18 protein-coding genes are annotated in these 21,214 nt (G+C 69.3%); 15 read left to right on the top strand and 3 right to left on the bottom strand.

Going from position 1 to position 21,214, the window contains the following annotated elements; genetic code table 11:
- The first annotated feature begins 352 nt into the window (after positions 1–352).
- From mraZ to IG04_RS44275, 5 genes are all read left to right on the top strand, one after another.
- Complete coding sequence (gene mraZ, locus IG04_RS0126750; protein ID WP_030479478.1) at positions 353–784, top strand: division/cell wall cluster transcriptional repressor MraZ; 432 nt, start codon at positions 353–355, stop codon at positions 782–784.
- A 167-nt stretch (positions 785–951) separates the two neighbouring features.
- Positions 952–1,905: a 16S rRNA (cytosine(1402)-N(4))-methyltransferase RsmH gene (rsmH, locus tag IG04_RS0126745; protein WP_030479477.1), complete on the top strand. Its 954-nt coding sequence runs from the start codon at positions 952–954 to the stop codon at positions 1,903–1,905.
- On the top strand, positions 1,902–2,459 hold the full coding sequence (gene ftsL, locus IG04_RS0126740) for a cell division protein FtsL (protein ID WP_051770742.1): 558 nt from the start codon (positions 1,902–1,904) through the stop codon (positions 2,457–2,459). The genes rsmH and ftsL overlap by 4 nt, the downstream gene beginning before the upstream one ends.
- Positions 2,459–4,369, top strand: coding sequence for a peptidoglycan D,D-transpeptidase FtsI family protein (locus IG04_RS0126735; RefSeq protein WP_030479475.1), 1,911 nt, complete (start codon positions 2,459–2,461; stop codon positions 4,367–4,369). Before ftsL ends, IG04_RS0126735 begins: the two co-directional genes overlap by 1 nt.
- A 274-nt stretch (positions 4,370–4,643) precedes the next feature.
- Positions 4,644–5,696, top strand: coding sequence for a putative glycoside hydrolase (locus tag IG04_RS44275; RefSeq protein ID WP_051770739.1), 1,053 nt, complete (start codon positions 4,644–4,646; stop codon positions 5,694–5,696).
- On the opposite strand, the gene IG04_RS0126725 is transcribed toward IG04_RS44275, so the two are convergent.
- Positions 5,693–6,352, bottom strand: a complete 660-nt coding sequence (locus tag IG04_RS0126725; RefSeq protein WP_030479473.1) for a universal stress protein — start codon at positions 6,350–6,352, stop codon at positions 5,693–5,695. The two genes, IG04_RS44275 and IG04_RS0126725, sit on opposite strands and share 4 nt — an antisense overlap.
- A gap of 366 nt (positions 6,353–6,718) precedes the next feature.
- Between IG04_RS0126725 and IG04_RS0126720 the strand changes: the two genes are divergently transcribed.
- From IG04_RS0126720 to IG04_RS0126680, 8 genes are all read left to right on the top strand, one after another.
- A complete protein-coding gene (locus IG04_RS0126720) occupies positions 6,719–8,245 on the top strand; it encodes a UDP-N-acetylmuramoyl-L-alanyl-D-glutamate--2,6-diaminopimelate ligase (RefSeq protein ID WP_030479472.1) in 1,527 nt (508 codons plus the stop codon).
- Positions 8,242–9,702: a UDP-N-acetylmuramoyl-tripeptide--D-alanyl-D-alanine ligase gene (locus tag IG04_RS0126715; protein WP_030479471.1), complete on the top strand. Its 1,461-nt coding sequence runs from the start codon at positions 8,242–8,244 to the stop codon at positions 9,700–9,702. Before IG04_RS0126720 ends, IG04_RS0126715 begins: the two co-directional genes overlap by 4 nt.
- Positions 9,699–10,784: a phospho-N-acetylmuramoyl-pentapeptide-transferase gene (gene mraY, locus IG04_RS0126710; protein ID WP_030479470.1), complete on the top strand. Its 1,086-nt coding sequence runs from the start codon at positions 9,699–9,701 to the stop codon at positions 10,782–10,784. Before IG04_RS0126715 ends, mraY begins: the two co-directional genes overlap by 4 nt.
- A 4-nt stretch (positions 10,785–10,788) precedes the next feature.
- Entirely contained in the window at positions 10,789–12,162 is a 1,374-nt protein-coding gene (gene murD, locus IG04_RS0126705) for a UDP-N-acetylmuramoyl-L-alanine--D-glutamate ligase (protein WP_030479469.1), read from the top strand.
- 66 nt (positions 12,163–12,228) lie between these two features.
- Positions 12,229–13,695, top strand: coding sequence for a putative lipid II flippase FtsW (gene ftsW / locus IG04_RS0126695; RefSeq protein ID WP_036015978.1), 1,467 nt, complete (start codon positions 12,229–12,231; stop codon positions 13,693–13,695).
- Between the two features lie 35 nt (positions 13,696–13,730).
- Entirely contained in the window at positions 13,731–14,834 is a 1,104-nt protein-coding gene (gene murG / locus IG04_RS0126690) for an undecaprenyldiphospho-muramoylpentapeptide beta-N-acetylglucosaminyltransferase (RefSeq protein WP_030479467.1), read from the top strand.
- Entirely contained in the window at positions 14,831–16,198 is a 1,368-nt protein-coding gene (gene murC / locus IG04_RS0126685; protein WP_030479466.1) for a UDP-N-acetylmuramate--L-alanine ligase, read from the top strand. The genes murG and murC overlap by 4 nt, the downstream gene beginning before the upstream one ends.
- Positions 16,195–16,944 carry a cell division protein FtsQ/DivIB gene (locus IG04_RS0126680; protein WP_030479465.1) on the top strand — a complete coding sequence of 250 codons (750 nt, stop codon included), beginning with the start codon at positions 16,195–16,197 and terminating at the stop codon, positions 16,942–16,944. The genes murC and IG04_RS0126680 overlap by 4 nt, the downstream gene beginning before the upstream one ends.
- A 4-nt stretch (positions 16,945–16,948) precedes the next feature.
- Here IG04_RS0126680 and IG04_RS0126675 read toward each other — a convergent pair whose 3' ends face one another.
- Positions 16,949–17,398: a hypothetical protein gene (locus tag IG04_RS0126675; RefSeq protein WP_030479464.1), complete on the bottom strand. Its 450-nt coding sequence runs from the start codon at positions 17,396–17,398 to the stop codon at positions 16,949–16,951.
- A 69-nt stretch (positions 17,399–17,467) separates the two neighbouring features.
- Positions 17,468–17,593, bottom strand: coding sequence for a hypothetical protein (locus tag IG04_RS48685; protein ID WP_276326708.1), 126 nt, complete (start codon positions 17,591–17,593; stop codon positions 17,468–17,470).
- A gap of 94 nt (positions 17,594–17,687) precedes the next feature.
- Between IG04_RS48685 and crtI the strand changes: the two genes are divergently transcribed.
- A complete protein-coding gene (gene crtI / locus IG04_RS0126665) occupies positions 17,688–19,136 on the top strand; it encodes a phytoene desaturase family protein (RefSeq protein ID WP_030479463.1) in 1,449 nt (482 codons plus the stop codon).
- Positions 19,137–19,456: 320 nt separating this feature from the next.
- A complete protein-coding gene (gene ftsZ, locus IG04_RS0126660; protein ID WP_030479462.1) occupies positions 19,457–20,776 on the top strand; it encodes a cell division protein FtsZ in 1,320 nt (439 codons plus the stop codon).
- The last annotated feature ends 438 nt before the right edge of the window (positions 20,777–21,214 follow it).

Genomic DNA, 21,214 nt, shown 5'->3' with positions numbered 1-21,214 from the left:
GTGTCAAACCACGGCGAAGTGCCCTACACCTGCGGGCTACATCGGGTTCGCTTCACCAGTTTCCACCTTCCCCCACCATCTCGCGGTCACGCGCTGTTTTCGTTGAATTTTCTAGGCCGTTCGAGTGCTTAATCAGGGCTGAACTCTCACCCGCGAAGGTGGTGACGCATCAGCTCCCCCACCGTCCCCCCACGCTGTGCCACGGCGTCTACCTGGGCAAACAGGTCACGACATGCTGCGTGGACAGCTGTTTCAACGTTGACTGTGGTGAAAAGTGGGGTACTGTGGCGGCCGGTGGGGCAGACGGGGGCTCCACTGCCGGTCGCGTCGCCCGGCAAGGGAGGTGGTTGCCGTGTTCCTGGGCACTCACTACCCGCGCCTCGACGACAAAGGCCGGCTGACACTGCCTGCGAAGTTCCGGGACGAACTGGCGGGAGGTCTCATGGTCACCAAGGGCCAGGACCACTGCCTGTACGTGTTTCCCCGGGCGGAGTTCGAGCAGATGGCGAAGAAGGTCGCCGAGGCGCCGTTCACCAACGACGCCGTACGCGCCTACCAGCGGTATCTGTTCGCAGGAACGGACGAGCAGCGTCCGGACGGTCAGGGCCGCGTCCTGATCGCACCGGAACTGCGCCGGTATGCCGGGCTGACCAAGGAGTGCGTGGTCGTCGGCGCGTTCACCAGGATGGAGATCTGGGACGCGGCGGCCTGGCAGACCTATCTCGACGAGCACGAGGACGGCTACGCCACGGCTCGCGAGGAGGTCATTCCGGGCGTCTTCTGATGGCGGTCAGCCGAGCAACAGGCCGGATGTTCCACACGCGATTCGGGTGCCGTGAGGCCTCGGTCCGCTCGATCATCGGCCCTGGCGCACCTTCCCCGGCGCCAGGTTCGACGGGCGGGCGGGGACCTGACGTCACCCGAAACGCGCATCAGGGGAGTAGAGGGACGATGGATCAGCCGCGGCACGTTCCGGTGCTGCTGGACCGCGTCCTGGAACTCTTCGCTCCAGCGCTCTCCGGCAAGCCCGCCGTCGTCGTCGACACGACGCTCGGCATGGGCGGCCATTCCGACGCGCTGTTGAGCGCCCACCCCGAGCTCACGCTCATCGGGCTCGACCGCGACCCGCAGGCCATCGAGATGGCCGGCAAGCGGCTCGCGCGCCACGGTGACCGCGTCCACCTCGTCAACGTCACCTACGACCACATCGACGAAGCCGTGGAAGACCTGGGTTACTCGCATGTGGACGGTGTGCTGATGGACCTCGGCGTGTCCTCGTTGCAGCTCGACGAGGAGGAACGCGGGTTCGCGTACTCCAAGGACGCGCCGCTCGACATGCGGATGTCCAAGGGCACCGGCATGACGGCGGCGGACGTGCTGAACACGTACGCCCACGGCGATCTCGCGCGGGTCCTCTCCACCTACGGCGAGGAGCGGTTCGCGGGCAAGATCGCCTCCGCGGTGCTGCGGGAGCGCGAGAAGGAGCCGTTCACGAACAGTGGCCGGCTCGTCGAGCTGCTCTACGCCGTCGTGCCTGCGGCTTCGCGGCGCACCGGCGGGCATCCGGCGAAGCGCACGTTCCAGGCGTTGCGGATCGAGGTCAACGGCGAGCTGGAGTCGTTGCGGCTCGCGCTGCCGGCCGCCCTGGGTGTGCTGGCCGTCGGCGGCCGGATCGTCGTCGAGTCGTACCAGTCCCTTGAGGACCGGATGGTGAAGCACGCGCTGGCGGAGCTGGCGAAGTCCAAGACTCCGCCGGGCCTGCCGGTCGAGTTGCCGGGCCACGGGCCAGAGGTCAAGTTGCTCACGAGGGGCGCGGAACTCGCGAACGAGCAGGAGATCGAGGAGAACCCGCGTGCGGCGCCGGTGCGCCTGCGCGCGGCGGAGCGGATCGGAGCACCGCGATGACGGCACCCGCACGGGTCGGTGGGCCGTCGCCCCGCGACCCCTCGAAGGACAAGGCCGCGCAGAACGACAAGGCCCGGCGGCGGACCGCCGGTGCCGAGCGTGCCTACGCGCGGCGGGCCCAGCGCGCCTCGAACCTGCGGGGCGGCTCCGCGAGCCCGCAGCAGAAGACCGTGTCCAAGGCGCCGTTCGTCGTGCTGGTGATGCTCGTGCTGGGTGCGGGCATCGCCGGGATCATGTACTTCTCCACCCAGGCCGCCGCCGACACCTACCGGTTGCAGGAGGCGCGCGCGGAGGCCGAGCGGCTGACGTTGCAGATGGAGCAGCTGCGGCGGGAGGTCGCGCTGCTCGAGTCGCCGACCGACCTCGCGCGCCGGGCGAGTGAGATGGGCCTGGTCCAGCCGTCGAACCCGGCACGACTGCGGCAGAACCCGGACGGCTCGATCGAGGAGTTCGGCAAGCCGAGCGCGCCGACCAGGTCGACGGCCGCGCCCCCGCCGTCACCTGAGACGCCCGCACCGCCGGACGCCGGTACGACTCCTCCGGCGGGTGGCTGATGCCCGGTCCGCAGCAGAGGGGGCCGCGCCGCCCGCTGTCGGTGCGCGGCTCCCGCCCGGCCGCACGTCTGGGTGGCAACAGCAGGCTGCGCATCGGGATCGGCCGCGTTCTGCTGATCGGCGCCCTGGTGGTCGCGGGCGTGAAGCTAGTGCAGGTGCAGGGCCTGCAGGCGCAGGAACTCTCGCTGCAGGCGCAGAAGCAGCGCACGACGCCCATCGACATCCCCGCCGAGCGCGGTTCGATCCTCGACCGCAACGGCAACCAGCTCGCGTTCTCGATCGAGGTGCGCGCGCTCTACATCCTTCCGCAGCGTGCCCGGAAGAACTGGGACGACGCCCACAAGAAGGACGACAAGAAGTACCCGGGCACCTATGAGGACCGTGCGCGCGAGATGGCGAAGTTCATCTCGTCGACGCTGGGACCCGAGGTCAACGGGGAGAAGACCGACGAGGAGACCGTCTACCAGCAGCTGGTGAAGGACATCTCCTACGAGGTCCTGGTCAGCGAGGCAGAGCCGGCCAAGGCCGCGAAGATCGTCACCAAGTACCCGGCGGAGATCGGTTCGGAGTACCGCTCCAAGCGCATCTACCCCAACGGAGACCTGGCGTCGAACATCATCGGCGCGGCGAACTGGCGCCAGGAGGAGAAGCCGCCGACCGTTCAAGGCATCCTCGGTCTGGAGAACGCCCAGGACAACGTGCTGGCGGGCCGGACGGGCCGCCGCGTGGTCGACACGATGTCGGGCGACGACACCCTAGTCATCCCGAACACCGAGCGCGAGCTCGTGAAGCCGCAGCCCGGCAAGAGCCTCGAGCTGACGATCGACATCGACACGCAGTACGCGGTCCAGAAGATGGTCAGCGACTACACCAGGAAGTCCGGCGCCAAGAACGGCTCCGCGGTCGTGCTGGACAGCCGCACCGGCGAGATCGTCGCGATGGCCAACGACAAGACGTACGACCCGACGGACTTCGGCCAGGCCTCCGAGGACCAGAAGCGCAACACCGCGGTCGCCTACAGCTTCGAGCCCGGCTCCGTGAACAAGATCGTCACGGCCGCCGCCGCCGTCGAGTACGGACTGTTCAAGTCCGACGACGTCCTGTCGGTGCCGGGTTCGATCAAGGTCGCCGACCGGACGATCAAGGACGCGTGGAACCACGGGACCGTGCCGATGTCGTTCACCGGTGTCTTCGCGAAGTCCTCCAACGTCGGCACGCTGATCGCCGCTCAGGAGGTCGGCAAGGAGCGCTACGCCGAGATGCTGCAGAAGTTCGGTCTCGGCCGCCGCACGAACTCCGGCGTCCCCGCCGAGGAGGCGGGCCAGGTCCCGCCGCTCAACCAGTGGTCCGGTTCGACCTTCGGCAACCTGCCGATCGGCCAGGGCCTCTCGATGACGCTGCTGCAGATGACCGGCATGTACCAGGCCATCGCCAACGACGGGCTGCGCATCCCGCCGCGGCTGGTCCGCGCCGAGATCGGTGAAGCGGGCGCGCGGTCGGAAAAACAGCGTCCCGACGGCGTGCGCGTGGTGTCGCCGGAGACCGCGAAGACGGTCCGCGACATGTTCCGCTCGACCACGCAGTCCGACCCGCGCGACATGAACCAGAACGGCACCGGCAAGCAGGCCGCCCTGCCCGGCTACCAGATCGCGGGCAAGACCGGCACGGCGCAGCAGATCGACCAGAACTGCAAGTGCTACTCCCAGTCCCAGTACTGGATCACGTTCGCGGGCATCCTCCCCGCCGACAACCCGCGCTACGTCGTCGGCATCATGCTCGACGCGCCGACCGGCACCCCGTTCAGCGGGTCGGCCGCGCCGCTGTTCCACGACATCGCGACCTACCTGACCCAGCGGTTCCAGGTGCCGATGTCGGCCGAGCAAACCCCCTTCGTACAACTGCAGATGTAGTTCGCACAAGTGACCTGAACCACGCCCAGGCGTGGTTCAGGTCATTCTTTTTTGACAGTGAAAAACCCTTCGTAATGAGACGCAATCCATCACGTCTAATGCTCCGAAACCGGAGTGGCAAGGCGAGATGGGGTTCGGCGTGCGTTCATTCAGTGTTTCGATCTTGGCGGGAGTTCTGGCGGTGACCATGGTTCCCGCAGCTCAAGCAGGTGAGGACGAATGGAAGGCCGAGTCTTTCTGGCTCCACATGAACAGCACTCCAGTCGATGATCAAATGATCGCCACCGAGGCGCAGCGCCGTTCGTACGTGGTGCTGAACGCCTGGGAAAGCGATCTTGCCGCGAAGTTCAAGGCGGCCAATCCGAAGATCCAGACCTTTGTCTACAAGGATCTCTCGTCGACGCGCAGCTATGCGTGTTCGAACGGTGTCGACGATTCCGATCTCCCCACCGGCGTCGGTTACTGCGAGGCCGACCCGTCGTGGTTCCTGCGCGACGACGCCGGCGACCGCTTCGAGTACGACGGCTACGGGGGCCACTGGCAGATGGACGTCGGCAACACCGCGTACCAGAACGCCTGGGCCGACAACGTGATCGCGTCCTCGGCCGAGGTCTTCGACGGCGTCCTCATGGACAACGCGCTGTTCGCCTGCGACACCTATCACGACGGCGTCTGCCCGGCCGCGTACCCGACGGACGAGTCGATGCGCGAGGCCTACCGCTCCATGCTCGCCGGCACCAGGCAGAAGTTCGTGGACGCGGGCCTCAAGACCGTCGCGAACATGTCCAACGCCCGTCTGTACGACGGTGCCTGGGACTCCTACGTCGAGCACCTCGATGGCGGCTTCGACGAGTGGTGGCTGACCTTCGGCGACAAGGACCTGCTCTCCGAGTACTCGCAGGGCTGGAGCCGGCAGATCGAGCAGATCACCGCCAACGAGGCCAAGGGCAAGATCACCTGGGTCCAGCCGCACCACAGCGGCGCCGAGCAGCCGTTCCGCTACGCCTTCGCGAGCTATCTGCTGGCCAAGGGCGAGCACGCCGCGATCTCGGAGATCGAGGAGACCGACCGCTACGACGACCCCTCGCAGTGGCGCGCCGAGTACGACTGGGACCTGGGCACCCCACTCGGTGCCCACCGCGAGATCGCGAAGAACGTGCACCAGCGCGACTTCCCGTGCGGCACCGTGATCGTCAACGCCAACAGGACCGGTAGCGCGCCCGTCAGGATCAGGCTCGACGAGACCCAGACCAACGAGACGGGCGCCCCGGTCACCTTCGTGGCGCTGCCGGGCACGACCGGAACCGTGCTGCGCAAGAACTGCTAAAGCTTCGGCCGGTCGTCCTGCAACGGCTCCGGCCGGGCCACCAGCACGGGACAGGACGAGTGGTAGAGCGCAGCCCGGGTGACCAGTCCGACGCCGTCGTGCTGGCCGCCGCGCCCCACGACCACGAGGTCGGAATCCAGTTCGGCCAACGCCTCGTGCGGGTGCCGTGACTCCACCAGGACCTCGGGCGTCAGCTCGGGAGCGGTGGTGCGCAGGAACAACACGGCCCGGCGGACCGCTGCCTCGTCACGCGGCACGGCGACGCCGTGCTGGGCAGGCAGGTGGATGTGCAGCAGACGCAGCCGCGCTCGGCGGGTGCGACAGAGCTCGACCGCGCGCCGCAGCACGATCGGGTCCTCGCACCCGCCGACGGCAGCGGTGATCCAGCCGTGTTCGCCGCGGATCGCCTTGGGACGTCCGCGTACCACCACGACACCGCACCGCGCGCGGCGCAACACCGGGAGGACGAGGGAGCCCAGCCCCAGGCCGCGGTGCTGTTCGCCTTTGCACCCCAAGACCAAGGTCGCGCTGGAGTCCGACGCCCTCACCAGTGCGGCCACCGGGTCGTCACCGCTCGGGCGGAAGTGGGCGGTGAGCATGGGGAGTCGTTCCAGGACCCGCTGGACCGTCGTGTCGCCGGGGTCCGCGAGGAACACCTGCAGGTCTGTCCTGAGTGACCACGCGTGCCGCGCGGCCCACTCGAATGCGTGATACGCGAATTCGGACGTGTCGACTCCGACCGTTACCGAGCGACTGAAATCGGGTGCCCAGAAGGAAAATCTCCGAGGCTCTACCGTCGAGCTGGTTCTCATTACCGCCTCCTGCCGGCCTCTACCTCACCGCAGCCGCACCATCGCTCACAGGGCCCTAAGTCACGAAGCGGGCAGGAACTTGTGCGGCCGGACGGGCTCGCCCGCGAAGACCAGCGCGGCTGGCCACCCGAACGGCCCAGATCCACGGATCATCACCCGAACGCCAACGCGGCGCTCGGCCACTCTGTGTACGCCGGTAGCCTCTTGCCCGTGCCTGCCAAGCTCGAGGGCAAGGTCGCGACCGCCCCGCCCCGCCCCAACGCCATTCGCCCTGCTTCCGTGGCTGCTCTCGCCGCGGTCGCCGACGTGCACCTGACCAGGCCAGCGCATGCCGACGTCCAGGTGACGGGGGTGACTCTGCGTGCACAGCACGCGGTCCCCGGAGACCTCTACGCCGCGCTGCCGGGTGCCCAGGTCCACGGTGCCGACTTCGCCGCTACGGCGATCGCGAACGGTGCCGTCGCCGTGCTGACGGACGAGGCCGGAGCCGCGCGCGACTCCCTCAAGGACGTCCCCGTGCTGATCCACCCGCGCCCCCGAGAGGTCGTGGGCCTGCTCGCCGCGCACGTCTACGGGCGGCCGTCGACGAAGATCAGGCTGTGGGGGGTCACCGGCACGTCCGGCAAGACCACCACCACGTACATGATCGAGTCGGTGCTGCGCGCCGCCGGGAAGAACACCGGCCTGATCGGCACGGTCGGTACCCGCATCGGTACCGAGCAGCTCGGCAGTTCGCACACCACGCCCGAGGCACCGGACCTGCAGGCGTTGTTCGCGGTCATGGCCGAGCGCGGTGTCACCGACGTGGCGATGGAGGTGTCGAGCCACGCGCTGCACATGGGCCGCGTCGCCGCCACCGAGTTCGAGATCGGCGCGTTCACGAACCTGAGCCAGGACCACCTCGACTTCCACGCGGACATGGAGGAGTACTTCCAGGTCAAGGCGCAGCTGTTCGACGGTCGCGCGCGCAAGGAGGTCGTCTGCGTCGACGGCGAGTGGGGCGAGCGGCTGGTCAGGCCGGGCACCATCACCGTCGCCACGACCAGGCCCGCCACCTGGACCGCGAGCGACGTCGAGGTGAGTGCGACCGGTGAGCAGACGTTCACCGCGCACGGCCCCGGCGGCGACATCCGGATCCACCTCCCGCTCGCGGGCAGCTTCAACATCGCGAACGCCCTGCTGGCCATCGCGTGCCTGCACCTGGAGGGCATCGGTGCCGAGGCGATCGCCGAGGGCCTGCAGAACGTCCAGGTGCCCGGCCGCATGCAGCGCATCGACGAGGGCCAGGCCTTCACGGCCGTCGTCGACTACTCGCACAAGCCCGCCGCCGTCGCGCTCGCGCTCGACGCCGTACGCGCCAAGACCGACGGCCGGGTGATCGTCGTGCTCGGCTGCGGTGGCGACCGCGACCGGGCCAAGCGGCCGCTGATGGGCGAGGCCGCCGCCGAACGCGCCGAGGTGTTGATCATCACCGATGACAACCCGAGGACCGAAGACGCGTCCTCTATTCGGGCCGCCATGCTCGAAGGGGCCCTCGCCACCGCGAACCGGGGCGAGGTGCTCGAGATCGGCGACCGGAAGCTCGCGATCGACAAGGCCGTCGAGCTGGCCCGTCCGGGTGACGTCGTCGTCGTGGCGGGCAAGGGCCACGAGACGGGACAGGAGATCGCCGGCGTGATCCAGCCGTTCTCGGACGTCGAGACGCTGACCGCCGCGATCAGAGAGGCGCACCGTTGATCGCACTCACGCTCGCCGAGATCGCTGAGATCGTCGGCGGACGCCTGCACGCGACCGATGGCAGTCCGGTGATCACCGGCACCATCGAGTTCGACACCCGCAAGGTCACCGAGGGGGGCCTCTTCCTGGCGCTGCCCGGTGAACGCGTGGACGGCCACGACTTCGCCGCGCAGGCCGTGGCGTCGGGCGCGGCCGGTGTGCTGGCGGGCCGCGAGGTGGACGCCCCCGCGGTGATCGCGCCGCCGGTGCAGACCAGGCACGCCAACGCATATGTGCTCGCGGGGGACAGGAGCGGCGAGGGCGCGGCGGTGCTCGAAGCACTGGCCAAGCTCGCCCGCCACGTCACCGACCGGCTGAAGGACCTGACGATCGTCGGCATCACCGGCTCGGCAGGCAAGACGTCCACCAAGGACCTGATCGCCCAGGTGCTGAGCCCCACGGGCGAGACCATCGCGCCACCCGGCTCGTTCAACAACGAACTGGGCCACCCGTGGACCGCGCTCAGGGCCACCGAGGACACGAAGTTCCTGGTCCTGGAGCTGTCCGCGCGCGGGATCGGCCACATCGAGAACCTCTGCCGGATCGCCCCGCCGCGCATCGGTGCCGTGCTCAACGTCGGCACCGCGCACGTCGGCGAGTTCGGCTCCCGCGAAGGCATCGCGCAGGGCAAGGGCGAGCTCGTCGAGTCGCTGCCCGAGGACGGCATCGCGATCCTGAACGCCGACGACCCGCTGGTCGCGGGCATGGCGAGCCGCACGAAGGCCAAGGTCGTCCTGGTCGGCGAGAACAAGAACGCCGACGTCCGCGCCGAGAACATCGAGCTGGACGAGCAGGCCCGTGCGAGCTTCACGCTGAAGACCGCGCGGGGCGATGCCGACGTCAAGCTCTCCCTGAACGGCCCGCACCAGGTGGGCAACGCGCTGGTCGCCGCCGCGATCGCGCTCGAACTGGGCGCCACGCCCGCCGAGGTCGCGGAAAGGCTCGGCAGCGCACAGCGGGTCTCCGCGCACCGCATGGTCATCACCGACCGCGCGGACGGCGTGACGGTCATCGACGACGCTTACAACGCGAACCCCGACTCGGTGCGGGCGGCGTTGAAGGCACTCGCGTCGATCTCGCGCGCCACCAAGCCCGCCCGCCGCTGCTGGGCCGTCCTCGGCCCGATGGCGGAACTGGGCGACGACGCGGTGCGCGAGCACGACGAGATCGGCCGCCTGGTGGTGCGCCTCGACATCAGCAAGCTGGTCGTCGTCGGTGAAGCGGCCCGCGCGATGCACCAGGGCGCGCACCTGGAAGGATCTTGGGGAGACGAATCCGTCAGGGTGCCGGACGCGGACGCGGCGATCGAGTTGCTGCAGGGGGAAGTCCGGCCCGGTGACGTAGTGCTGGTCAAGGCATCCAACGCCTATCGCCTGTGGCGCATTGCCGAGGCCCTGCTGGAGGCAGGAACCAAGTGAAGAGCATCCTGATCGCCGCAGCGATCGCACTGGCAGTGTCGATCCTGCTGACGCCCTACCTGATCAAGGTCTTCTCTCGCCAGGGCTTCGGCCAGGAGATCCGCGAAGACGGTCCGCAGCACCACAAGACCAAGCGCGGTACGCCGACCATGGGTGGCCTCGCCATCCTGGTCGCGATGTGGGCCGGGTACCTCGGCACGCACCTCGTGAACTCGATGTCGGCCTCGGCGTCGGGGCAGACCCCGACGGCGTCCGGCCTGCTCGTGCTGATGCTGACGACGTCGCTGGGCGTCGTCGGCTTCCTCGACGACTTCATCAAGATCCGCAAGGCCCGCAACCTGGGCCTGAACAAGACGGCGAAGCTGGTCGGCCAGTTCATCGCGACCATCACGTTCGCGATCCTGGTGCTGCAGTTCCCGAACAAGGACGGCCTGACGCCCGCGTCGGTCAACCTGTCGTTCGTCCGCGACATCACCGTGGTCTCGTTCGGCGTCGTCGGGTTCATCGTCTTCTGCTACGCCATGGTCGCCGCGTGGTCGAACGCCGTGAACCTCACCGACGGCCTCGACGGCCTGGCCGGTGGCTCGTCGGCGATGGTGTTCGGCACCTACGTGGTGATCTCGTTCTGGCAGTTCCGCTACAACTGCTCCAGCTACGCCGTGGCGGGTTGCTACGACGTGCGCGACCCGCTGGACCTGGCCGTGATCGCCGCGGCCGCGATGGCGGGCTGCATCGGCTTCCTCTGGTGGAACGCCGCTCCGGCCAAGATCTTCATGGGTGACACCGGGTCGCTCGCGCTCGGCGGCCTCGTCGCCGGTCTCGCCATCGCGACCCGCACCGAGCTGCTGATGATCGTCATCGGTGGTCTGTTCGTGGTGGAGGCCCTGTCGGTGGCGTTGCAGGTCGCGGTCTTCCGCACCTCACGACGGCGCCTGTTCCGCATGGCACCGTTCCACCACCACTTCGAGCTGGCCGGCTGGGCGGAAACCACTGTCATCATCCGGTTCTGGTTGATGGCGGGCATCTGCTGCATGTTCGGGCTCGGCGTGTTCTACAGCGAGTGGCTGACGGGCGGTTTCTAGAGTCATGACCAAGCTGGCCGGAACAAAGGTGCTGGTGGCCGGTGCTGGAGTGACCGGCCGGTCCGCCGCGGAGGCGTTGCTCGCGGCGGGCGCCGAGGTCGTGGTGACGGACTCGTCGCCGGAACGACTGGCGGCGCTGGAGACCCTGCTCGAAGGCGTGGAACTGGTGCCCGGCCTGGCGGAACCCCCGGCCGGTACCTCCCTCGTGGTCACGAGCCCCGGCTGGCAGCCGTCGAGCCCGTTGCTCGCGGCCGCCGTGTCGGCCGGCATCGAGGTGATCGGCGAGGTCGAACTGGCCTGGCGGATGGGCACCGAGCTGGCCGACCCGCCGGTGTGGCTCGCGGTGACCGGCACGAACGGCAAGACCACGACGGTCGGCATGCTGGAGTCGATCCTGCACGCCGCCGGCGCGGACGCCGTGGCCTGCGGGAACGTCGGCCTGCCGGTCGTGGACGCGCTGCTGGCCGGGCGCCGGGTGCTCGCGGTGGAGCTGTCGAGCTTCCAGCTGTACTGGGCGCCTTCGGTGCGTCCGCAGGCGGGCGCGCTGCTCAACCTCGCCGAGGACCACCTCGACTGGCACGGCGGCATGGAGGCCTACGCCCAGGCCAAGGCCCAGATCCTCACCGGTGACGTGGCGATCGGCTGGCTCGACGACGAACTCGTCGGCGATCTGCTGGAGGCCTCGCCCGCGCGTGACCGGATCGGCTTCACGCTCGACGAACCCGAGGACGGCCAGCTCGGCGTGCGCGACGGCTGGCTGGTCGACCGCGCGTTCGCCGACGACGAGGCACTGGTCGAGGTCGCGAAGATCCGTCCGGCAGGCCCACCCGGCATCGCGGACGCACTGGCCGCCACGGCCCTGGCGCGCGCGTACGGCGTGCCGTCCGAGGCCGTCCGCGAGGGCCTGGAGGCGTTCGAACCGGCCGCGCACCGCGCCGTGCTCGTCACCGTCGACGCCACCGGCATCAAGTACGTCAACGACTCGAAGGCGACGAACCCGCACGCGGCCGTGGCTTCCCTGCGGGCGTTCGACAGCGTCGTCTGGATCGCCGGTGGGCTGCTCAAGGGCGCGTCGGTCGAGGAGATGGTGCGGACCGAGGCCCGCCGGCTGCGGGGCGCGGTGCTGATCGGCGCGGACCGGGCCGTGATCGCGGATGCTCTCGCGAAACACGCGCCGGACGTGCCGGTGCGCTCGCTCGACGTCGGTGGCGACGAAGATCCGATGCTGGCGATCGTCCGTGCCGCGCAAGAATTCGCGCAGCCCGGCGACACGGTGCTGCTCGCTCCCGCGGCGGCGTCGATGGACATGTTCAGCGATTACGCGCACCGAGGGCAGGCGTTCACGGACGCCGTGAAGCGCCTAACCGGTGGCCGGTAGGGTCGAAAGGGGCGACACGCCCCAGGAATCCCCGTTCGAGCGCTTGACACAGGAGACGATGATCCGGTGACCGTCGTCGCCGACAAGCCGAGGAGCAAGCGGAAGGTTCGTCCCGCGGGCCGCATCGCGTCGTTGCGCAGCGGTATGACCTCGTGGCTCAGCCGCCCGCTCGCCGACTTCCACCTGTTGCTCGCGATCTTCGGCATGCTCACCGTGCTCGGCCTGGTGATGGTGCTGTCCGCGTCGGCACCGGGGCAGGTCGCGTCGGGCGTGTCCGCGTACAGCGTGTTCCAGAAGCAGCTGATCTACGTGTGCATCGGCGCCGTGCTGTTCTGGGTGATGCTGCGGTTCCCGTTGCGCAGGCTCCGGCACTTCTCGACGGCCGCGATGGGCATGGGCGTGCTGCTGCTGGCGCTCGTGCTGACGCCGCTCGGTGACGTCCGCGGTGGTGCGCGCTCGTGGTTCACGCTCGGGCCCATCTCCTTCCAGCCGATCGAGGCCGTGAAGCTCGCGCTGGCGTTGTGGGGCGCGCACGTCCTGGTCACCAAGCGGGCGCTGCTGTCGCAGTACCGGCACCTGCTGGTGCCCGTCGTGCCGGTGGCGATGCTGGTGTTCGCGCTGGTCATGCTGCAGCCCGACCTCGGCGGCACGATCACGCTCGGCGTGGTGCTGATCAGCCTGCTGTGGTTCGTGGGCGCGCCGATGCGGTTGTTCGGCGTGATCGCCGGTGGCGCGGTGGCGGGTGCCGTCGTGCTCGCGATCGGTGCCACGTACCGGCTGCAGCGCGTGACGTCGTTCCTCAACCCCGACGCCGACCCAGACGGCGCCGGTCACCAGGCGCGGCAGGCGATGTTCGCGCTCGCCGACGGCGGCCTGTTCGGCAAGGGGCTCGCGCGGGGCAGCTCGCAATGGCGGTACCTGCCCAACGTCGAGTCGGACTTCATCTTCGCCGTCATCGGCGAGGAGCTCGGGTTCGTCGGGTGCGGGCTGGTGCTGGTGCTGTTCGGCGGGCTCGCGTGGGTCGGCCTGCGGATCGCGTCGCGCAACACCGACCCGTGGATCCGGATCGTGGCCGCGACGCTGACGGTGTGGCTCGTCGCGCAGGCCGCGATCAACATCGGCTACGTCGTGCAGCTGCTGCCCGTCACGGGCCTCACGCTGCCGATGATCTCCTCCGGCGGCACGTCGATCGTGACGACCATGATCGTGTTCGGCATCCTGGCGAACTGCGCCCGGCACGAGCCAGAGGCCGTGTCCGCGCTGCGTTCGCTCGGTCCCGGCCGCGTCGGCGGGCTGCTCAGGCTGCCCGCCCCCGAGGCGTACCGGCCACCGGCCAAGCGCAAGCCGGTCCGTCCGTCCACGCCTCCCCGCGCACCAGGCCGTTCACGCACACAGCAACTTCCGGTGGTGGACGAACGTCGTATGGCTGGACGCTCCGCTCCGCCTTCGGAGTACCGTCGCCGCGACTCGCGGCGCACACAGGGCCGTTCAGAGCAAGGCAGGTCGACCCGCGGTCGCGGGCGATCCAACTGAATTCGATCTTCAGCCAACTATCTTCGGGAGAAGTCTTGACCGGGCACCCTGCCCCCAGTGGTCCGTGCGTCGTGGTCGCCGGCGGTGGTACCGCCGGACACATCGAGCCGGCACTGGCGCTGGCCGACGCGGTCATGCGGCTGCGGCCGGACGCGCGTGTCGTCGCGCTCGGCACCGAACGCGGCCTGGAGAACAAGATCGTGCCGGCCCGTGGATACCAGCTGGAGCTGATCCCGCCGGTGCCGATGCCGCGCAAGCCCACCCTCGACCTGCTGAAGCTGCCGCTGAACGTGCGCGGCGCCGTGAAGCAGACCCGCGAGGTGCTGGAGCGCGTCGGCGCGGACGTCGTCGTCGGGTTCGGCGGCTACGTGGCGCTGCCCGCGTACCTGGCCGCGCGTGGCCGCATCCCGATCGTGGTGCACGAGGCGAACGCCAAGGCCGGACTAGCGAACAAGGTCGGCGCGAAGTTCGCCGCGCACGTCGCCGCGGCGGTGCCGGACTCCGGTCTGGCCGACGCGCAGATCATCGGCATCCCGCTGCGCCAGTCGATCACGTCGCTGGACCGCGCCGCGTTGCGTGCCGAGGCCCGCCGGTTCTTCGGCCTGGACCCGGATGCGCCGGTGCTGCTGGTGTTCGGTGGTTCGCAGGGCGCGCGTTCGATCAACGAGGCCGTGGCACCGGTCGCGGCCGAGTTCGCCCGTGCCGGCGTGGGTGTGCTGCACGCGTACGGGCCGAAGAACTCCGTTGCGGTGCAACAGGTTCCGGGCGCCCCGGCGTACGTGCCGGTGCCGTACCTGGAGCGCATGGACCTGGCGTACGCCGCCGCGGACGCCGTGCTGTGCCGTTCGGGCGCGATGACCGTCGCCGAGGTGTCGGCCGTCGGCCTGCCCGCGGTGTTCGTGCCGCTGCCCATCGGCAACGGTGAGCAGGCGCTGAACGCCGGCCCGGTCGTCTCCGCGGGCGGCGGCCTGCTCGTGCCGGACCACGAGCTCACGCCGGAGAAGGTCGCATCGCTGGTGGTGCCGCTGATGGCGGACCGCAACCGGCTCGCGCAGATGTCCCGCGCGACGCTCGGCACCGGCCGCCGTGAGGCGGACGAGATCCTGGCCCGCACCGTTCTGGATGTGATCAAGAAATGAGCCTCGAACGCGTTCACCTCGTCGGCATCGGTGGTGCCGGCATGAGCGGTATCGCGCGCATCCTGCTGGCGCGCGGCCTGCAGGTGTCCGGATCGGACGCCAAGGACTCGCGGACCGTGCTGGCCCTGCGTGCCCAGGGCGCGCGGATCGCCGTCGGTCACGACGCCTCGAACCTGGACCAGCTCGCGGGCGGCCCGACCGAGGTCGTGGTGTCTACCGCGATCAAGGACACGAACCCCGAGTACGCGTCGGCCCGTGAGCGCGGCATCACCGTGCTGCGCCGTGCCGAGGCGCTCGCGGCGTTGATGGAAGACCATCGCGTCGTGTGTGTTGCCGGTACGCACGGCAAGACGTCGACCACGTCGATGCTCACCGTCGCGTTGCAGCACTGCCGGGTCGACCCGTCGTTCGCGATCGGTGGTGACCTGAACGAGTCCGGTGCCAACGCCCACCAGGGCACCGGCGGCGTGTTCGTGGCCGAGGCGGACGAGTCCGACGGCTCGTTCCTGTTCTTCTCGCCGTCCGTCGCCGTCGTGACGAACGTGGAGGCCGATCACCTCGACCACCACGGCACCGTCGAGGCCTACACGGCCGTGTTCGACTCGTTCCTGGAACGGATCGTGCCGGGCGGCGTGCTGGTGTCCTGTGCGGACGATCCCGGTGCCGCTCGCCTGATCGCCGAGGCGCGGGCGCGTGGGATCCGCGTGCGCGAGTACGGACGTTCGGCCGCTGACGCGCGTCTGATCGACTACAAGCCGCTGGAGTCCGGTGGCCTGGCGTCGGTCGAGATCGACGGCGTGGCGGTCGAGGTCCGGGTCGCGGTGCCGGGCGAGCACATGGCGTTGAACGCGATCGCCGCTCTGCTGGCCGGTCTGGAGCTCGGCGCGGACCAGGCGGGGCTGCTCGAAGGCCTCGCGGCTTTCGGTGGCGTGCGGCGGCGGTTCGAGTTCAAGGGCCGTGGCAACGGTGTGTCGGTGTACGACGACTACGCGCACCACCCGACCGAGGTCGACGCACAGCTGCGTGCCGCGCGTCCGGTGGCTGGTGCCGGCCGTGTCGTCGTGGTGTTCCAGCCGCACCTGTACTCGAGGACCCGTATGTTCGCCACGGAGTTCGCCGCCGCGTTGTCGCTGGCGGACGAGGTCATCGTGCTGGACGTCTACGGTGCCCGCGAGGAGCCCGAACCCGGCGTGACCGGCACGCTGATCGCCGACCAGGTCACGGCTTCCGTGCACTACGAGCCGTCGTTCGACCGCGTGCCCGCGCTGGTGGCCTCGCTGGTGAGCGAGGGCGACCTGGTGGTGACCATGGGCGCGGGTGACGTGACGATGCTCGGCCCCGAGATCGTCAGCGCGCTGTCATGAGCGCACCGGTTCGCGGCAGGTCCACGCGAGTTCGCTCCGCGAACCGGAGACCGAAGAGCGCCGAGTACCGGGCGCGGCGCAGGGTGATCCTGCGCCGTCGCCTGGTGGCGCTGCTGGCAGTGCTTTCCGTGCTGGCCCTGGCCTACTGCGTCTTCTTCACCCCGTTGCTCGGTGTCCGCCAGGTCGACGTCCGCGGCAACGGCGTGCTGACCGAGGACGAGGTCCGCGCGGTAGCGGCGATCGAGGCCGGCTCCCCGCTGATCCGCCTGGACCTCCAGGAGATCCACGACCGCGTGGCCGGCATCCCGCGCGTCGCCGCCGTGGAGGTGGAACGCCAGCTCCCGGGCACGGTCCGGCTGCTGCTCACCGAACGCGTCCCGATCGGCTCGGTGAAGCTGCCCGACGGCTTCCACCTCGTCGACTCGACCGGCAGGGACTACGCGGTCCTCCCGGCCGCCGCGCCGGGCGTCCCCGAACTGGTGCTGACGCTGCCGTCGTCCTCGGACCCGGCCACTCGCGCCGTGGTCGGGGTCGTGAACGGGCTGCCGGAGAAGCTGCGGCCCGACGTGGTGTCGGTGGCGGCGACGACCAGTGCCGACGTGAAGCTGACGCTGTCGGGGAACCGCGTGGTGAAGTGGGGCAACTCCGACGACACGGCACGCAAGGCGGCCGTGCTGCTCGTGCTGCTCTCGCGGCCAGGCACGACCTATGACGTGTCGTCGCCGGACCTGGCCACGGTTTCCTAAGCGCTCAGCCCAGCGCCAGGTGGAAGCCCTGGGACTTCGCGTCCTGCTCGGAGTGCCAGATGACGCCCCGGCTGGCGTTGCCGATCTGCGCCCCGTAGAGCCGTTGCCCTTCGGGGATGCCGCTCACGGTGAACCTGAAGGAGCACGAGCCGGTGCCGCCCTGCAGCGTGCCGACGCCGAGCACTTTGTTGTCCTGGTTCACGATCTCGACCTGTCCGCCGAGAGTGACGTCGGTGTAGCCACCTGTACCGCACTGGCCGTTGACGGTCATCGACCCGTTGATCGTGAACACGTTCGGCGCGGCCGGGCTCGTGCCGGCGGAGCGCAGCAGATCGGGACCGGTGGCCCTGCCCAGACCGAACCCGAGTCCGCCCGCTGTCAGCGCGACCAGGGCGAAACCGATCGCGAGCCACGGTGGACGGCGCTTCAGCGGTAACTCCGGTCCGATGGTCACTACTGGTGGAAGAGTTTCCACTTAGGTCCTTCAGTTCGTGGAATCGGTTGCGAGCACAAGGGATTCTCGCTAGCCGTTCGGCCTCAGCCGCGCCCTCGCGACCCGTACGACGAGGCTGCCCAGCCTGCTCGTGACGAGTTCCAGGACGATCGCTGCGACGACGAGCGAACGCACGGACGCGGGTGCGGGTGCCAAGACATGCCTCCTGGTGATGAACGACTACCGTGCTCATCGGACTACCACTCGCGGTATTAGCCGTATCGATCGTTGTCACCCGAAGGAAGTACTCATGCCGGGCCACGTCGTGGTTGTGGGCGCCGGTCTCGCCGGACTGTCGGCGGCGTTGCACCTGCAGGGCACCGGCCGGCGGGTCACCGTCATCGAGAAGGCCGACGTTCCTGGCGGCCGGGCCGGCACCGTCCGGGTCGGTGGGTTCACCGCGGACAACGGGCCGACCGTGCTGACGATGCCCGAGTACCTGGAGGAAGCGTTCGACGCCGTGGGGGAGCGGCTTTCGGACTGGCTGACGCTCGACCGCGTCGATCCCGCCTATCACGCGCGGTTCGCGGACGGGTCGGGCATCGCGGTGCACACCGATGCCGCCGCGATGGAGGACGAGGTCCGCACCGTCTGCGGCGCAAGGGAAGCGGCCGGGTACCGGGAGTTGCGGCGGTGGCTGGGAGAGCTGTACTCGGTGCAGCGCGAGCACTTCATCGGGGCGAACTTCGACTCGCCGTTCGACCTGGTCCGGCCGGAGCTGGTGAAGCTCGCGGTGCTGGGCGGGTTCGGGCGGCTGGAGCCGCAGTTGCGGCGGTTCCTACGGGACGAACGGCTGATCAGGCTCTTTTCGTTCCAGGCTTTGTACGCGGGTGTGCCACCGCAGCAGGCTCTCGCGGCGTATGCCGTCATCGCGTACATGGACACCATCGCGGGTGTGTACTACCCGCGAGGCGGGATGCATGCGGTGCCTCAGGCGATGGCTGGTGCTGCGGCCAAACACGGTGCGGAGTTCCGTTACGGCACACCGGTCACACGGCTGGAGTGGCGTGGTGCGCGCGTGGCGGCCGTGCACACCGCTGAGGAGCGCGTCGAGTGTGATGCGGTCGTCTTGGCGTGTGAGCTGCCGGACGCCTATCGGCTGCTCGGGAAGTCACCGAGGCGGGTGTTGCCGCACCGATGGTCGCCGTCCGCTGTGGTGCTGCACGCCGCGACGGACCGCACGTGGGACCTCGGGCACCACAACATCCTGTTCGGGGCGGCGTGGCGGGGGACGTTCGACGAGATCGTCCGCAAGGGACGGTTGATGTCCGATCCGTCGTTGCTCGTCACGCACGCGCAGGACGGGCTGCACTACGTGCTGGCGCCGTCGCCGAACCTCGGGACCGGGCCGATCGACTGGCCGCGGGTCGGGCCCCGGTACCGCGACGAGCTCGTGCGGACGCTGGAGGAGCGCGGCCTCGACGGGTTCGGTGCGGCGGTGCGCGACGAACTGCTCGTCACGCCGGCGGACTGGGGCAACGCGTCAGGCACGCCGTTCGGGCTCGCGCACACCTTCGCGCAGACGGGACCGTTCCGGCCGCGCAACGTCGTGCGGGGTGCCGGGAACGTGGCGCTGGCCGGAGCGGGCACCACGCCGGGCGTCGGGGTGCCACCGGTGCTGATCTCCGGACGGCTCGCGGCCCAGCGGATAAACGCGGTCCGGCGACCAGGCCGCCGGACAGCTTTTCCATCCCGATGAGGGCAAGCCGGCGGGCGTCACCGACAGAAACCGTCGTTAGGACGGGCGAGACGATCTCCGATTCGAGGTCCGACTAGGCTTGCGGGTGCGTCGTCCTCAGGACCGTACGCGCTACTTGACGGCACGACCGGGGAGTAGTAGCGCACAGTGTTGGGACCCTACGGCGTGGCTGCTGGACCGACGCACCGCTGGTGCTTAACGTCCAGCAGGAACATATGGGGTTGACATAACTCTGGGCCTCGACGAGAGGTTGAGAGTTTCAATCCGGGTGCATCACACCCAGCACCACAGCGCGGACCACGATCAGGAAGGCGGATCCGATGACGCCCCCGCACAACTACCTCGCGGTGATCAAGGTCGTCGGCATCGGTGGTGGCGGTGTCAACGCCGTCAACCGCATGATCGAGGTCGGGCTGAAGGGCGTCGAGTTCATCGCGGTGAACACCGATGCCCAGGCCTTGCTGATGTCTGATGCCGACGTGAAGCTCGACATCGGCCGGGAGCTGACCCGCGGCCTCGGTGCCGGCGCGAACCCCGAGGTCGGGCACAGGGCCGCCGAAGACCACCGCGAAGAGATCGAGGAGGTCCTCAAGGGGGCCGACATGGTCTTCGTCACCGCAGGTGAGGGCGGTGGCACGGGCACCGGCGGTGCGCCGGTGGTGGCCTCGATCGCCCGCAAGCTCGGCGCACTGACCATCGGTGTCGTGACGCGCCCGTTCTCCTTCGAGGGCAAGCGCCGCGCCAAGCAGGCCGAAGACGGCATCCAGGCGCTGCGCAACGAGTGCGACACGCTCATCGTGATCCCGAACGACCGGCTGCTGCAGCTCGGCGACATCGGCGTGAGCCTGATGGACGCCTTCCGCTCCGCGGACGAGGTGCTCCTGTCCGGTGTCCAGGGCATCACCGACCTGATCACGACCCCCGGTCTGATCAACCTGGACTTCGCCGACGTCAAGTCGGTCATGTCCGGCGCGGGCTCGGCGTTGATGGGCATCGGCTCGGCACGAGGAGAGGGCCGAGCGGTGCAAGCCGCGCAGAAGGCCATCAACTCGCCACTGCTGGAAGCCTCGATGGAGGGCGCGCACGGCGTGCTGCTGTCCATCGCCGGCGGCTCCGACCTGGGGTTGTTCGAGATCAACGAGTCGGCCTCGCTCGTCCAGGAGGCCGCGCACCCCGACGCGAACATCATCTTCGGTACGGTCATCGACGACTCCCTGGGCGACGAGGTCCGGGTCACGGTGATCGCGGCCGGCTTCGACGCCGGCGGTCCGACCCACAAGAAGCTGGAGCCGACGGCGCTGTCCTCGCCGCCTCGGACGGCTACCGGGCCGATCGCTTCCGCCACGGCCACGCCGACGCACGTGCAGCAGCCGGTGGCGCAGAATCCGCAACCTGTTGCCCACGCTCCTGTTGTTCAGGCTCCCGTCCAGCCTCCGGTTCAGCCTGAGGTTCGGCACGCTCCGCCTGTGCAGCAGCCTCCTACCACGGTGCCGCCTCAGCCTTCGCCGGCTCAGGGCAACGGGTACGTGCCCTCGGTGCCTCGGTCCTTGTCTCCCAACGGGTCGTTGCCTTCTCGGCCTGTGCCGGTTACCGAGGACCCTGATGACGAGGTGGATGTGCCGCCGTTCATGCGGCGGTGAGGTGGTGGGCCTGGCCTTTTCGGCTGGGGCTGTTGCCTGACCTGGTGGTGCCTGACCTGGTGGTGCCGGATCTGGTTTGGTGATCTTGTCGGACCCCCTGAGTAGCGTTTGGGCTCAGGGGGTCCTTCTATTGGGGGGACGCCTGCGTCAGCTTGGTTGGTTTGCGGGTGGCGGTCGGGCTGGGCCGGGTGGGTGGTCGGCTTTGCGTGCGCCTTGCGTTGCGTGCTTGCCCTGGGGGCTCTGCCCCCAGACCCCCGGCAATCTGATCAGGGGGTCCACGCCACGGGTGGGTTGATGGCACGCCTGTTGCGTTGGGCGGCTGCCTGTTGCTTTGAGGGTTGCGTTGGCGGTGGGGTCCCATCACGAGCCGAGCCAAGAGCGGGCCACACCTGAGGGGTGAGGTCAAGTCGACGAAGAGCGTGTCGACTTGACCTCACC

Source organism: Lentzea albidocapillata (assembly GCF_000719115.1).
Lineage (GTDB): Bacteria > Actinomycetota > Actinomycetes > Mycobacteriales > Pseudonocardiaceae > Lentzea > Lentzea albidocapillata.
This window is presented reverse-complemented; position numbering and strand designations above follow the sequence as displayed.

Bases quoted from the DNA above. Each gene is read 5' to 3' on its own strand.
- rsmH (WP_030479477.1), top strand. From the start codon at position 952: ATGGATCAGCCGCGGCACGTTCCGGTGCTGCTGGACCGCGTCCTGGAA.
- ftsL (WP_051770742.1), top strand. From the start codon at position 1,902: ATGACGGCACCCGCACGGGTCGGTGGGCCGTCGCCCCGCGACCCCTCG.
- IG04_RS0126735 (WP_030479475.1), top strand. From the start codon at position 2,459: ATGCCCGGTCCGCAGCAGAGGGGGCCGCGCCGCCCGCTGTCGGTGCGC.
- IG04_RS44275 (WP_051770739.1), top strand. From the start codon at position 4,644: ATGATCGCCACCGAGGCGCAGCGCCGTTCGTACGTGGTGCTGAACGCC.
- murD (WP_030479469.1), top strand. From the start codon at position 10,789: ATGACCAAGCTGGCCGGAACAAAGGTGCTGGTGGCCGGTGCTGGAGTG.
- murC (WP_030479466.1), top strand. From the start codon at position 14,831: ATGAGCCTCGAACGCGTTCACCTCGTCGGCATCGGTGGTGCCGGCATG.
- IG04_RS0126680 (WP_030479465.1), top strand. From the start codon at position 16,195: ATGAGCGCACCGGTTCGCGGCAGGTCCACGCGAGTTCGCTCCGCGAAC.
- crtI (WP_030479463.1), top strand. From the start codon at position 17,688: ATGCCGGGCCACGTCGTGGTTGTGGGCGCCGGTCTCGCCGGACTGTCG.
- ftsZ (WP_030479462.1), top strand. From the start codon at position 19,457: ATGACGCCCCCGCACAACTACCTCGCGGTGATCAAGGTCGTCGGCATC.